11 protein-coding genes are annotated in these 13,791 nt (G+C 42.1%); 5 read left to right on the top strand and 6 right to left on the bottom strand.

All coding sequences use genetic code 11. The features are described 5' to 3' along the window. Positions 1-48 precede the first annotated feature (48 nt). Positions 49-933, bottom strand: a complete 885-nt coding sequence (locus tag ACVBJC_RS06310; RefSeq protein WP_447160031.1) for a collagenase — start codon at positions 931-933, stop codon at positions 49-51. Between the two features lie 142 nt (positions 934-1,075). Here ACVBJC_RS06310 and ACVBJC_RS06305 point away from each other — a divergent pair, with 142 nt between their 5' ends. Continuing rightward, positions 1,076-2,863, top strand: a complete 1,788-nt coding sequence (locus tag ACVBJC_RS06305) for a M1 family metallopeptidase (RefSeq protein ID WP_447160030.1) — start codon at positions 1,076-1,078, stop codon at positions 2,861-2,863. A gap of 1,798 nt (positions 2,864-4,661) precedes the next feature. Here the strand turns inward: ACVBJC_RS06305 and ACVBJC_RS06300 are convergent. Further along, positions 4,662-5,144 carry a glutathione peroxidase gene (locus ACVBJC_RS06300; protein WP_447160029.1) on the bottom strand — a complete coding sequence of 161 codons (483 nt, stop codon included), beginning with the start codon at positions 5,142-5,144 and terminating at the stop codon, positions 4,662-4,664. A 183-nt stretch (positions 5,145-5,327) separates the two neighbouring features. After that, complete coding sequence (locus ACVBJC_RS06295) at positions 5,328-6,368, bottom strand: DUF4382 domain-containing protein (protein WP_447160028.1); 1,041 nt, start codon at positions 6,366-6,368, stop codon at positions 5,328-5,330. Positions 6,369-6,825: 457 nt separating this feature from the next. On the opposite strand from ACVBJC_RS06295, the gene ACVBJC_RS06290 reads away from it, so the two are divergent. Both ACVBJC_RS06290 and ACVBJC_RS06285 read left to right on the top strand, forming a co-directional pair. Continuing rightward, positions 6,826-7,365: a YfaZ family outer membrane protein gene (locus ACVBJC_RS06290; protein WP_447160027.1), complete on the top strand. Its 540-nt coding sequence runs from the start codon at positions 6,826-6,828 to the stop codon at positions 7,363-7,365. 475 nt (positions 7,366-7,840) lie between these two features. After that, positions 7,841-9,508 carry a sensor domain-containing diguanylate cyclase gene (locus ACVBJC_RS06285; protein ID WP_447160026.1) on the top strand — a complete coding sequence of 556 codons (1,668 nt, stop codon included), beginning with the start codon at positions 7,841-7,843 and terminating at the stop codon, positions 9,506-9,508. A gap of 91 nt (positions 9,509-9,599) precedes the next feature. Here ACVBJC_RS06285 and ACVBJC_RS06280 read toward each other — a convergent pair whose 3' ends face one another. The 3 genes from ACVBJC_RS06280 to ACVBJC_RS06270 form a co-directional block, all read right to left on the bottom strand. Then, positions 9,600-9,779 (bottom strand): hypothetical protein, encoded by a 180-nt coding sequence (locus ACVBJC_RS06280; protein ID WP_447160025.1) that lies wholly within the window; start codon positions 9,777-9,779, stop codon positions 9,600-9,602. Positions 9,780-9,999: 220 nt separating this feature from the next. Further along, on the bottom strand, positions 10,000-11,349 hold the full coding sequence (locus ACVBJC_RS06275; RefSeq protein ID WP_447160024.1) for an RsmB/NOP family class I SAM-dependent RNA methyltransferase: 1,350 nt from the start codon (positions 11,347-11,349) through the stop codon (positions 10,000-10,002). A gap of 228 nt (positions 11,350-11,577) precedes the next feature. Then, positions 11,578-12,255, bottom strand: a complete 678-nt coding sequence (locus ACVBJC_RS06270; protein WP_447160023.1) for a DUF2461 domain-containing protein — start codon at positions 12,253-12,255, stop codon at positions 11,578-11,580. Positions 12,256-12,498: 243 nt separating this feature from the next. Here ACVBJC_RS06270 and ACVBJC_RS06265 point away from each other — a divergent pair, with 243 nt between their 5' ends. Both ACVBJC_RS06265 and ACVBJC_RS06260 read left to right on the top strand, forming a co-directional pair. Continuing rightward, positions 12,499-12,951: a YaiI/YqxD family protein gene (locus ACVBJC_RS06265; RefSeq protein ID WP_447160022.1), complete on the top strand. Its 453-nt coding sequence runs from the start codon at positions 12,499-12,501 to the stop codon at positions 12,949-12,951. A gap of 331 nt (positions 12,952-13,282) precedes the next feature. Next, a complete protein-coding gene (locus ACVBJC_RS06260) occupies positions 13,283-13,489 on the top strand; it encodes a hypothetical protein (protein WP_447160021.1) in 207 nt (68 codons plus the stop codon). Positions 13,490-13,791: the final 302 nt, after the last annotated feature.

Here is a 13,791-nt window from a genome sequence, read left to right as displayed (position 1 = left end):
TTTTTTAATGATTTCTTTAGCCTGCGCTATCATTGCTAATAGAGGTAACTACTTTTGCGCAGCTTTAAGCTGTTTAAGCCACACATCAAATTCAGCATCCATATCTGTTCCCCAACCCGCCAGCAATGCCTGGTAACGTGGGTAGTCACCTTTTCGAGTAAAGCCAAGCATGGTATCAACCTTATCTTTATGGTTCTCAATCATAAAGCGCACAGCTAAGTAACCCCAGCGATAAACTCTATCGGTGCCGCCATTTTGCTCGTAGCTTGTATTGAAGATCTCACTCAGGGTGTAGCTTTGTTCACTGCCAATTAAAGCCAGGGCTTTAGGGTTGTTATCACCAAGGGATATATACTCAGCGACACCTTCGCTCCACCAAACCGTGTGTGGGTAAAGCGGCGCAGGCTTAGGGCAATACTCTGGGCCACTGTGGGAGTCATGTAGTGAGAGGCAAAAATCGCCGTAGAGATTAAAACGACCATCGAGGTAATGCACATATTCATGTGCTAGATTCCAGACTTGGCCTTTTTTCTCATAGGCAACAAATTCAGCTTGGTTATCGCTCTTCCAAGGCAAGCCTTCTAAGTACATGCCACCGTTGTCGCTAGGCACGTCGAAGTGGTTAGTGACATGATCAACATAATCTTCCCTTGAGTGATAGACATTGGCACGCATGCTGTGATTGTTGTCATCGGCAACAGGTTTGTTTTGTGTGCCAAATAGTTTATGGAAGTTAGTTTCCTGTCTTACTAACAATTCGCACGCAGAGCTGATCTGATCTTTTGTTAAGGCTTGCGAGCGAATAACGATAGTATCACTACAGGCATGGTTTTGGTTTAACACGCTCTCTAGGCTAGCGTTTTCATCAGCTTGAACGACTGTAGGAAGTAGTGACATAAAAGCAAGGACGGGTAAGGCATGTTTATTTTTCATTGAGGCTTTCTCTGATTTATAGTTTTGCATACAATATTCACAAGTGTTTCATTTAGCTCTATTGATGTCAAACTGGGCTTTAATTCACATCAAATAGCGTTAAAATGCAATCAAATAATCAGTTACTTAAAAAGGATATGCCGTGTTAAAGCAATGGGATAATAATCATGATTACCACTCGTTTGCGAATACCGAACAGGTCAGAGTTAAGCATTTGTCGCTCTTACTCGATGTGGATTTTGATACTAAGCAATTAGCAGGGCAGGTCGAATTACAGCTAGATTACATTGACAAACAGACAAGCGAGCTATGGTTAGATACCCGTGATCTAACCATCGAAGGGATTTACTCTGACTCTCAACAAGCATTAGCATTTACCCTGGATAAGCAAGATGAGATCTTAGGGCAACGACTTAATATTCAACTTTCAGAAAGTGTAGCGAGTGTGGTTATCCATTACCGTACATCGCCGGGGGCGCAAGGCCTACAATGGTTAACGCCGCAACAAACCAGTGGCAAGACCTTACCGTTTTTATTTAGTCAGTCGCAACCCATTAACGCCCGTAGTTGGATCCCTTTGCAAGATACACCTAAAGCGAGAATCACCTTTGATGCGGTAATTAATGCGCCAAAAGGCATGCGAGCGGTGATGAGTGCAATGAATGATGCTAATGCGCCATTAACGGGGCAATTTAGTTTTACCATGGAAAAAGCGATGCCTACCCACCTGCTCGCTATTGCAGTTGGTGACTTAGCGTTTGGTGAATTAGGCCCTAGAACAGGTGTGTATGCTGAGCCTGAAGTGGTTGGCGCTGCGGTAGCAGAGTTTGAAGACACGGAAAGTATGGTAGAGGTTGCAGAGTCGCTGCTCGGGCCGTATCCGTGGGGTCGCTATGACATGATAGTGTTGCCGCCTAGCTTTCCATTTGGTGGCATGGAGAACCCTAGGCTGGCCTTTATGACCCCGACCTTGATTGCGGGTGATAAGAGTCTAGTCTCGACAGTTGCTCATGAGCTGGCGCATTCTTGGACCGGAAACCTTGTGAGTAATGCGACGTGGCGTGATCTTTGGTTAAATGAAGGCTTTACCACTTATTTTACTAATCGTATTGTTGAAGAGGTTTATGGTAAAGAGCTCGCTGAGCTTGAAGTGGTACTCGAAAATGGTCGTCTGCAAGAGGCGATTTCTACGACAGCAATAAAAGCGCAGACACTACCTGCAAATATGCAGCAGCAAAATCCTAATGAAGCTTTTAATCGATTTACCTACGATAAAGCCTCAATGTTTGTTCATGATCTTGAAAAGCGTCTTGGGCGAACAGCGTTTGATGCATTTTTATATGATTACGTGCAAGCCTTTGCATTTGAAGCGATCACTACCGAAACCTTTGTTGAGTATGCTAAGCAAACGTTGTTAAAAACTCACGCCGATAAGATCAGTGAAGCTGAGATGATGGAGTGGATTTATGGTGAAGGCATGCCAAGCTGGTTTGTTGAGCCAAAATCAACCAGCTTAGATAAGGTGACCATGGCGCTACGTGCCTTTGATGATGGCGCTAGTGCCTCTAGCCTGATGACTGAGGGCTGGCGCGTGCATCATTGGCAGTACTTCTTAACCAACTTACCGCAGCAATTGTCCCATGACGCCTTGGCCGATTTAGATAATACCTTTGGTCTAACACAGACAACCAATGCAGAGATCGCCTGTGATTGGTTTAGAGTCGCTATTCGTAACCGCTATGAGCAGGTGCTCGATGCGGTGAGCGCATACCTTATCAAAATTGGTCGAGGCAAGTTTGTGAAACCACTTTACGCAGAGCTCATTAAGGCTGGGTTTGAGAGTCAAGTACAGCAAATATATGCTAAAGCACGAGATGGCTATCACCCTTCGATTGCGGTGATGTTAGATCAACTACTGAAACGTAAGTAAAAAAGCAAAAAAAATGGCAACCTAATCAGGTTGCCATAACAATATCTAAGTAGAAATAAACAGCTCTTGCGCTAGCTAACCGTTTATTTCCGAGGGCAAACCTAATTGGAATGCCAAGGGAATGATGATGAACAATGAAACTAAGGTTAAACCAATATCTAAAGTCTTAAAGACTTAAATATTCACTTAACGAGAATCGGTTCATATAGTCAGAGTCGATAAATCTGAGTTAGTTCCCCATAAGTTGCAATTTATCTGCATTTATTTTCCACCATCGAAATATTATTCACATAAGCTACTAATTTAAAAGGATAATTAACACTCCGGTTTCAAGCGCTAATTTAAAATTAAAAGCTAGATAGTGATTGACGTGATTGAAGCTAATAGTTTGGTGTTAATTCTACTCAATCGTTTCAGCGGCTAGTGTTAAAGGCGAAGACTAATCAGGTTTTTCTGTGACTGTTTTCAATGACGGTATTGCGAGGATTAACTTGCAGTGTTAGGCCATGACCGGAATATTACTCTGCGAACCTATTGAACAAATATATCCCCAAAAGGCATTAAGAAAAGGCGTTAAGAAAAAAGTATTTTGAAAAAGGGATTAAAACAGAGTGACTATAAAGAGATGCATTATTAGAAAAGAGATTCACTTTTAGAGGCTAGAGGCACTTTATGGCGTTGAGTACTCGGGTTTCACCCAAGTTGCAGGCAAAAAAAATGGCAACCTAAACAGGTTGCCATAACAATATCTAAGTAGAAATAAACAGCTTATGCGCTAGCTAACCGTTTATCTCCGAGGGCAAACCTAATCGGAATGCCAAGGGAATGATGATGAACAATGAAACTAAGGTTAAACCAACATCTAAATCCTTGAAGACTTAAATATTCACTTAACGAGAATCGGTTCATATAGTCAGAGTCGATAAATCTGAGTTAGTTCCTCATAAGTTGCAATTTGTCTGAATTTATTTTCCCGCGCGCGCATCATTTTTAATTAAATCGCTGATTTTATGATGTTAATTAAAGATAAGGATTAGGTGCCGATTGAGCTTACTCAATCGTTTTAGCGGCTATTGTCAAAGACTTTTTAAAGGCAAATGTTAAAGACTAAGACTCATCAGGTTTTCTTTGTGACGGTTTTCAATGACGGTGTTGTGGGGAATAACTAGCAGTGCTAAGCCATGAGATAGATTATTCTTAAGAGAAGGATTATGCACTGAGGCGCTGATAAGCGGCTAGAGTAGTCGATCGCTTTCCTATACTGATTGGTATGATTGCGGGGGCGATTTCTTCAAGTTGCAGATAAAAAAATGGCAACCTAAGCAGGTTGCCATAACAATATCTAAGTAGAAATAAACAGCTTATGCGCTAGCTAACCGTTTATCTCCAAGGGCAAACCTAATGGGAATGCCAAGGGAATGATGATGAACAATGAAACTAAGGTTAAGCCAACATCTAAAGCCTCAAGACTTAAATATTCACTTAACGAGAATCGGTTCATATAGTCAGAGTGTGAAATTTCAGATTAGTTCAGTTGGGTTTCAAATATTTTCAAAAATATTTTCAAAACAGCCAATGACGAGCAAAAAAAAGGGCAACCCAAGGGGTTGCCTGATTGATCTACATTGAGATCAAGGGGGCTGCGCTAGAAGCCCCAGGGAGAATGATGAACATGAAAAACTCAATGCTCAAAAAGTTAGAGGCGAGTATTTCGCTAAAGTTCAAAAAATAACGTGTAATATTTAATCTTTTTTTAAGATTATTCTAAGCTGCTAATTTTAAGAGCTAATTTTAAGAGCTACAGTAGTTTTAAAATATCAGCTTCAATCGCCATCGGTTTAGTGGTTGGTGCGAAGCGTTGGGTTACTTTGCCCTGTTTATCGACTAGAAATTTAGTGAAGTTCCATTTTACTCTTTCAGAGCCGAGTAAGCCTTTAGCGGAATGCTTTAAATACGCATAGAGAGGTGACGTGTTAGTGCCATTGACTTCAATTTTTTCAAATAGTGGAAACGTCACGCCAAAATTTAATTCACAAAATGAGCTAATGGTTTGGCTATCCCCTTTCTCTTGCTCACCAAACTGGTTGCAGGGAAACCCGAGTATGACAAGCCCCTGCGATTGAAGTTTCTGGTACAAAGCCTCAAGCTCTCTATATTGAGGGGTAAAACCGCACTCGCTGGCAGTATTGACGATCAAGACGACTTTGTCTTTAAAGTCCGCCAGTGAAACCGTTTTCCCCTGAATATCCTTAACTGCAAAATCATAAATTGAACTTGTCATCATTTTCTCCTTGTGTCGTTAGTCATACTCTATCGACATTTTTTACTTTTGTGCAATGAGTTTGATGGAAGATGAACAACTCGCTGCTGATTGTTACCCTTGAAGTAAGCAATAAAATGAGAGTGAAAGGGCGCTATGAGCGCCCTTTATCGTGGTTATTTAATCGCTGTAATAAAGTGGGACTTAAGGTGTTACAGGGGCAAATGACTCGGGAAAGTTGCGTTCCGTCGTTTCGCCAGCGGTCACAGTGACAGCTTGCTCTGCTGAGTCAATAAAGAATGGCAGGCTACCATCATCAGGTTCATGCAGATTAGACTCTTCTGGATCATCGTTTTGTGCTAGGCAGGTGTACCCAAGACTATAGGTATCGGCGACCACAAAGCCAAATTCGTATTCATAACCAGTGACATTATCGCTGCCATCTAGGATAGGGTTAACTCTCGCTGATGTGATGGGGGCGACCTGAGTTAAAATATTTGGACCGGTTCTAAAATCTGCCATCTGATCCAGCTCTGTTTCACTTGGGTACAGGTATACCGCAGGGCTAAACACTGAGCCTCCAGCGCTAGTTTCACAGTTGGTCATGGTTTGTTGGCTGATCTGACCTTGAATAGCACCAACCTCAGATGCATTAACGAGCTGCACTGAAGTGGGTTTTAGTGTCCAATATTCTTTATTGCCATGTGGCGCTTGAAGGCCTTTAGCGAGGTTGAACTCAGCCACAAAGTTATTGTTACCCGCTGCGATAGTAAATGATTTATTGAAGAAGAGGCGACCCGTGTTGTCTTCCTCGGCGCCAATACCGCCACAAGAACCATTACTGTTGGTGACTAAGCCTTCAATGTCACCACCAACAAACTCACCATTTTCATTTTCAGTTGCGCCACTAAGTACGTAGGAACTGTCATCGCTAGAGATGGTGTTATTCTCCATGTAAATACACATCTGGTATTCACCCACAGGAACGGACTGGCCACTGACTAGAGTTTCAACGGCTTGCCCCTGAAAACTTAACAGATCGACGTGCTGTAGCCCGTCATCATCCGTGGAAACATCGAATGAGATCGCACCGTCACTGTTTTTTAACACAACTTGCTTAAAAGCCACGTTAACAATGTTTGCGTCTGCTGGATTGTCTGACACCCCAAGGCTAAATATGCCTTGATCTGACACTGGGTTGCTAGCGTCACCGTCGGAGCCACAAGCTGATAATATCAAGCCCATGGTGATAGCCATTGCGAGAGGGGATAATGTTAACTGTTTTATCTGTACTCCAAAGCATTTCTTTCTAATAACTTAGTATAGTTGTTGCCTACTATTATCGCGTTTTTTAAATTCAACTAGACTTGTTTCAATCCTAAGCTGGTAAAGGCTTTGAGGATGAATAATCGATAAAGCGGGGCTTAAATTATCACATTAAGAAAACGAGATTAGCCTTTTTTCAGTAAAAGATTTCTGTAGTGCTAGCGCTTTCGCTAACATAAAGAATTAACAGGCAAAATTAACATTTCTTGATTTGTTACATCTGGATGCGGATGTGTTGCTTAAGTTTTGCTTGTTGCCTATTGGTTTGATTTGTGTTGACGCTCATTTAAAAGCAAGGTTTCAGACAAGGTTTATATAAAAAAGCGCTAATCCTTTGTGTATGCTTGCCGAAAGTTTACAAGTTTCGGGATCATAAATGACAGCTAAAACCTTAATGGCAACACTTTTACTGAGTGCTTTGTCTATCAATGCCTATGCGACAGACTTTACCTTTGGGCTTAATGACGACATGTTGTCGACCGAACTGAAGTTTAATGTCAATAAAGATGTTAATGCATCTGTTGAATATATCTATGCTGATACGGGCGGGCAAATGTTGTCTGGTGCGATGCATATTGAACATGACGCTGGGATCCACCAATTTGAGTTAGGCGCCAAGTTTTCTCAAGTGTGGTCGAAGCGCAGCAGTAATGGCAATTTTGTCGGGATAGGCGGGCGTTATGCCATGCACCTAGGCTCAAATGTGTCTCTTCATGGTTCGGGCTACTATTCTCCTTCGGTATTATCATTTGGCGATATCGATGGATCCTGGCAGTTAGATGGTAAGGTGCAATATGCACTTAACCCTGCGTTAGCCCTATTTGCGGGTTATAGAAATATTCGTCTGCAGTATGATAATGCATCAAATTCGACGCTAGATTCGGGCTTCTATATTGGAGCCAAAGCATCGTTCTAAAGAACGGCTTACTCTCGATTTTATGAGATGTTAACCCTGCTTAGGCTGGCCATGAGCGAGCCTAAGCGATTCTAATATAAATCAATACCATATCAATACCATATCAATACCATATCAATACCATATCAATACCATATCAAGACTGCCTCAAGACCAGAGCAGATAAACTTCTTACTTTCCTATTGCGCATCGGGCCAATTTCATTTGTATCAATCAGTTATGCTTTTTTGGAGCTAGAGTTTTCCTCGTTATAACTTACTCCATTCTTGGCTGCACAAAGCTGTGCATTCAAACCGCGAATGCCTCTTTGTGAGCAGCGCTCAAAACTTCAACCTTAAGTGAAATAGGCGAGCGTGAGCCAGTTAATTGAATTGCTGCTTATTTGTTGTTTATGTAAACTGTTGTCACACTTTGTTGCTTAAGTGCGAGTTAACGCATCCTTCGACCGATATAAAACTGATAGGTTACTTGGTTAATGCCAATAAAAATATTAATGCGACTTCTGCTGTTACTGTCAGTATTTGGATTGAGTGATGTGAGTTATGCTCAGCAAGAAGCCATGCTCGAACAGACCATAATTTTTAGTGCCGAAGCAGAAGATGAAGCGCCACAAGATTTTGAGCAGACTATCTCTTGGTTGGAAACAAAAAAACCACTCGGTAGCGTATCTCTTAATGGTGGTGACTACTGGATGGTGGCAGGTGTTATGGTTAACAGCTATGACACGCACTGGGTGGTTAATGTCAAAAATTCTATTATTGAGTCCGTCGATTATTGGTTAATCGGCGAGGACGGCTCAACTCAATATTTCAGCAGTGGTTATTATGCCCCTTACGAGTTCTTGTTTGATTACGCAAGAAGCGTAGAGATGAACATAGGTGTTAATTACTGGTTGGTTGCTCGAGTCAATAGTCGTTACTTCTCATCTCAGCCGAAACTGCAAGTTCAACAATACCAAGAACATAAGCACCAGTCAGATCTCTATGCCTTGTTTATTATTCTTTGTTTAGGTGGATTACTGTTTATTGCGCTATATAACGGGATCATTTTTGTGTCTATTCGTGATAAAGCATTTCTTTATTATGCTTGTTACGTTTTATGTTATTTGGTTGGCTGGGCGCTCACTTTTCATCTACCTGCACACCTGTTTGATTTTCATGGCTTGGAGTTACACCACCTGTTTTTTATTAGCTTACCAATATTTAATATATTATTTTACATACACTTTTTGCAGCTTGCTGAGTTGTCACCGAAACTATGGCGTCTAAGCTTAGGGCTAATGTGGTTATGTATTATAGCCCTGCCAACGAGTATATACCTGGTCTCTTATACGGCGATAATCGCTTCAGTATTGATCATGTTATGGATAGGGTTGGCGATGGTTTGTGGTAATGTCTGTCTATTAAAAGGGTTTCCCCCAGCGCGATATTTCTTGTTAGCCTTTACTTGTTTGCTGTTACCGGCAGTACTTATCTTGCCGGGAAATATGGGGCTGACACCTGATTTTTTTGATAACGCAGAACTGGCTACTTTAGTGGGAGGTACTGCCGATGCGTTGTTATTATCATTTGCGTTAGCCTATAAAATTCGTCTGCTGTCCGAAGAGAAAGAGCGCCACATCGAAACATTAGAAGTCGCTAGGAAAAATGCCCGCACCGATAAGCTCACAGGATTACCGAATCGTTTTGCATTTGATGAAGGTATGCAGAAGGGGATCCCTTTTGGTGCTCAAGCATCGAATCAATTATGTTTGGTTTTAGTGTCGTTAGAGGGGGTGACGCTACTCACTCGAAAGCTGGGTCATAATGAGGTCGATAAGGTTATTTGTGGTGTGGCTGATTATCTCCGCCAGGCTTATGACGACACCGACAGTAAGTTAATCGATACCTATCGCATAGCAGACAATAGTTTCGTTATTGTGTGTGAGGCTGAGTTGTTGCAAAAGATACAGCAGCGAGTTTCACGGATCCAATCTGGTTATTTAATCGAACATTATAGTGATATGAGTATCCATCTTGGTGTTAGCTTAAATACGGATGTGAATGATAGCAGTCAATGGCTAAGGCAAGCTGAGCAGCGTTTATACAAAGATCAAAGTGTTAAGCGCCGAGAACGTTATGCACAAAGCTTAAGTCAAATATAGGCTGAGTGTTACGCCTTACAATTAGACGTTTACAGCTCTTAATCAATCGTTAGAGAGAAAGAGCCTGTAAACTTAGTTTTAGTTGGCTTCTTTAAACTAATTCATTGCCGTTATAAGGTGAAAACTCAGTATCATTATCAACGCGTTTAGAGTTTTTTCTCTGTTCTCGTCGACGCTGCTTTTTACGCTTACTCTTGCTGATTTCATCTAAATCTGGACCAAAATCATCATCCCAGTCATTGTCTTGAACAAAATCGTATGTATTTCTCATGCTCTACATTCCAGTTAAATAGAACCTTATTTTAAGCGGGCTGTAACGGTTTGAAGCCAGCCTAGTTTCGGTTTGAGTTTAGCAAAATAAAGTGACAAGTAAATGATGAAATACAGGTGAGAATATTGCTCGAAAAAAAACGCCATACAAGAGATGGCGTTTTTATTGAAACATCTGGATTGAAAATGTCTTTGAAGGCAAAGAGCCCCGCTAACGACGGTTATCGTTTGGACATTTTTGCAACGAACATGCCGTCAGTGTCGGCCTCTTGAGGCCAGATAGTCAGCATGTTGACTTGCTCACCGGTGAATGGGTGAGTCAATGTTTGTAATTCAAACTCAGGGTTAGATTGCAAAAAGGCATTGACCACTTGCTCGTTTTCAATCGGCGAGAGCGAGCAGGTTGCATACACGAGTTGTCCTTGCAGCTTAACGGCCTTAGCACTGCGACTTAATATATCTAACTGCAGGGTGTGCTTATCTGTCACCACGCTTGCATCATCGAGCCAACGCATATCTGGGTTACGTCGCCATGTGCCTGTGCAGCTGCAAGGCGCGTCGACTAAGACACCATCGAAAGACTCGGCTTGTACTGGCAGTGCTTCACTCTTCCACGGAGCAATACTTATAGCGTTAAAACCTGCACGTTTAGCACGTTTGGTTAATTCCTCTAACGGCTTTCGACGAATATCTGATGAGACGATGTTACCGCGAGCCTCATGGTCCTGCTTAAGCATTAATGAGCGTAGTTGTAGTGACTTGCCACCGGCACCGCTACAGGTATCCCACCACTTTTCATCAGCTTTAGGGTTACAAATTCGGCCAATGACTTGTGAACCTAGATCTTGGATCTCTAGTTCACCGCGTTGATAGGCGCCAATAGCATTGAGGTTAATGCTCTTATGTCCAAGGCTTACTGCATCATCAAAGTATTCACTGGCGATAGCGGTAACGTCATCGGTAGCAAGTGACTCGATAAGTTGCTGTTGGGTTAGTGTTTGCGCGCGAGCCCAAATTGGCGGGCGAGTGCACATAGCCTCAACAATTGCGAGTTGTTTTGTGGGATCAGTTTGAGCGACTTGCCAAAACCATTGAGGTAATAGTTGTTGCTCATTAATGCTGTCATCATTGAGCTGCTGTCTTACTCGTTGGCACTTTTCACCGATACTTGGGAACAATTGCTCTGTGGCACTTAAGTTAAATTGCTCTGACTGATTGGCAAATTCACGCCAGGCATCGCTAAACTGAGTCCATTTATGAGCCTCTAACTCCGCCACTATTGCTAAGCAGGCAAACCAGCTAGGATCTTGTTGCTCGCTAGTGTGGATCTGCTTGAGCCAACCCCACCATCGAAACAGTGCGAATAGGCTTTCTCGAATGACACGTCTATCTTTAGAACCGTGTTTCTTGTTGGTTCTGAAGTACTCTCCAACAATGCGGTCGGCGGGCAGTTTTTCATGCATCACACTTAAAAAGAGCTGATGTATGGTATTGCTATAGCTTAACGCTCGTTTTTGCGCCGGAGATTGTGCTTGGAAAGCATCTTGAGGAGATGATGACGGTTCTATCATTAGAGTGTGCCTGAAGTAGCCTGTATTGGGCTGGAAATAAAAACTGGCGCAATTGTAGCAGAGATTGTTGCTGAGTGTAGAGGCGCTTAATAGAAACGCCTCATGGTATTTGCTAATGAACTGAGAAAGTAGCTAATAGTAACAGACTCAACCCGGTGCGACTTGAATGTGTGACGAGCCACCGCTATCGATACTGAGGTTATTGACTCTAATGATTCGCTTATTCGTTTAGTAATCTAAATCTAATGCGAAGCACAAATAGCGCATCAATTGCTGACAAGAGACAAACTCACTCGCACATTGTTCAACAAAGTCAGGCGCGCACACTTGCTCGATAGTTAGCGGCTTTATTGCGATAAAATCTTTTCGCTTTAGCTCATCAAGCAAAGGATGATTTTTATCATAACCTTTCGGTGGTCGAATAAGTTGGCTGCCTTGCATTTCAAAGTCATAGTGAGTGAGTTCCCGCAGTGCTTTTTTGTAGCCGTTGGGGTTTTCATCAATGCAACTGCGAATAGCGTTTAGGGCTGGTGATTGTGGCTGCCAAATTCCAGCCCCGATAAAACAGCTATCGTTGGCTAGATGAAGGTATAAACCGGGGGCATGCACATCTTTGGCTTGAAAATGCCTAAACTGGATGCCGACATTGGTTTTGTAGGGGGTTTTATCTTTACTAAAACGACTGTCTCGTTGCGGTCGCATCATGCTGCCACCCACCTTTTTCGGGACTGCGGTTAATCTGGGTGAAAGTGCGAGTATATGTGGCTGCATCATTTCGATAAATGTTAGCGCAGGTGTACGTACATTATCCTCATAGCGAGCTTGATTAGCCTTAAACCATTCTCGATCGTTATTGACTGAAAGCTCGTTTAAAAAATCAAAACACTCAGGAGTAAATACGCTCATTCGAAAACACAACCTTGGTTGATGGGGGGAAAGATGAAGCTGTTAAATAATACCAGTCGGAATAAATACTAACTTAGTCAATGTACTTGTTGCTACTCATTCAAGGGCGATAGCTGTTAAAATGTGGCTGATTAAATCTGGCCTGTACTTGATCTCAAGCCTTGGGCCTAGCGACATGGCATATTGCCTGTCATAGCTCAATCATTAAATCGGTCATCTATAAAGAACAAATTAGGAGCAGTAATGAAAGTTTGGGTCGATGCAGACGCGTGTCCGGGTGTAATTAAAGAGATGTTATTTAGAGTGGCAGACAGAGCCAAAGTAGAAGTAACGCTGGTGGCTAACCATTGGATGCGTATACCGCCATCTCCCTATATCAACCTTGTTACTGTTTCTTCAGGCTTTGATGTGGCCGATGATGAAATCGTCAAACTGTTAACCGCAGGTGATTTAGTGATCACAGCAGATATTCCACTGGCGTCAGAAGTTATCGACAAAGGCGGTGTGGCACTCAACCCTCGCGGCGAGCTCTATACCGAGCAAAACATCAAATCAATTTTAAATATGCGTGATTTTATGGACACTATGCGTGCCAGTGGCGTTCAAACGGGTGGGCCAGCTGCGATAGGTGCGAGTGATAAGCAAGCATTCGGTAATCAGTTAGATCGGTTTATTACCAAACATCATAAGCCCTAACGTCTAAATGACATAAGTGACTAAGTGACTAAGTGATAGTAGCGGCAAACGAATGCTAGAGATGTTTAATAATATTTGAAAGTGTGAAAGGAGAGCAAATAGCTCTCCTTTTTTAGTTTTTAGCCCTAATGCTTTTTTAGGAGATGATTTTTTGTACAGGCAGCGAATCACTTTTTATCAGTCGTATTTTGTCGATTTTATGTTAGATAAGAAAACTGTCCAGGCGAGCTGATTAGCTTTTACTATAATGTCAGTAATCGAAGTTGATAATAGTACGTGGATAGTTGTTCTGTGAATGGCTTGAGGTACTTTTCATAGAGTAGGTAGCAAAATGACCGAAATTAAAATCCGCCAAATAGGTACCGATCTAGGCTTAATATTACCGGCTGAAGTCGTGGAGCAATTGAACATCGGAGCTGGTGATAGCATTAGGCTCGAAACATTACCACATGGTTGCTATAGATTAGTCAAGATTGAGGAGCAACTCGCTGAGCAAATTACCTTAATTGAAAGCTATATGCATGAAGAAGATGCTTAATGGCGATTCATCAATGCTTAGAGGCTTAATAAGTACGTCATCTAATGGGGAAGCCCTGAAGCCCATTAATCATTGAGATAATTCCAATGATTAATTGAAAACGGCTTTCTTGAATGATACCAATCAGTATAAAGGTGTGATCGCTTTGCGAGAGTGTAACGTTTCTGGGCAAGAATATTAATTACTCCTCGGTAACGGCTCCTGCATTACTCTGCCTCACATAACCATAACCATAACCATAACCATAACCATAACCATAACCATAACCATAACCATAACCATAACCATAACCATAACCATAA

This window comes from Shewanella sp. 0m-6 (genome assembly GCF_052977325.1).
The sequence above is the reverse complement of the archived record's forward strand: the minus strand, read 5'-3'. Positions and strand labels throughout refer to the sequence as shown.

Bases quoted from the DNA above. Each gene is read 5' to 3' on its own strand.
- ACVBJC_RS06310 (WP_447160031.1), bottom strand. From the start codon at position 933: ATGAAAAATAAACATGCCTTACCCGTCCTTGCTTTTATGTCACTACTT.
- ACVBJC_RS06300 (WP_447160029.1), bottom strand. From the start codon at position 5,144: ATGACAAGTTCAATTTATGATTTTGCAGTTAAGGATATTCAGGGGAAA.
- ACVBJC_RS06295 (WP_447160028.1), bottom strand. From the start codon at position 6,368: ATGGGCTTGATATTATCAGCTTGTGGCTCCGACGGTGACGCTAGCAAC.
- ACVBJC_RS06290 (WP_447160027.1), top strand. From the start codon at position 6,826: ATGACAGCTAAAACCTTAATGGCAACACTTTTACTGAGTGCTTTGTCT.
- ACVBJC_RS06285 (WP_447160026.1), top strand. From the start codon at position 7,841: ATGCCAATAAAAATATTAATGCGACTTCTGCTGTTACTGTCAGTATTT.
- ACVBJC_RS06280 (WP_447160025.1), bottom strand. From the start codon at position 9,779: ATGAGAAATACATACGATTTTGTTCAAGACAATGACTGGGATGATGAT.
- ACVBJC_RS06275 (WP_447160024.1), bottom strand. From the start codon at position 11,349: ATGATAGAACCGTCATCATCTCCTCAAGATGCTTTCCAAGCACAATCT.
- ACVBJC_RS06270 (WP_447160023.1), bottom strand. From the start codon at position 12,255: ATGAGCGTATTTACTCCTGAGTGTTTTGATTTTTTAAACGAGCTTTCA.
- ACVBJC_RS06265 (WP_447160022.1), top strand. From the start codon at position 12,499: ATGAAAGTTTGGGTCGATGCAGACGCGTGTCCGGGTGTAATTAAAGAG.
- ACVBJC_RS06260 (WP_447160021.1), top strand. From the start codon at position 13,283: ATGACCGAAATTAAAATCCGCCAAATAGGTACCGATCTAGGCTTAATA.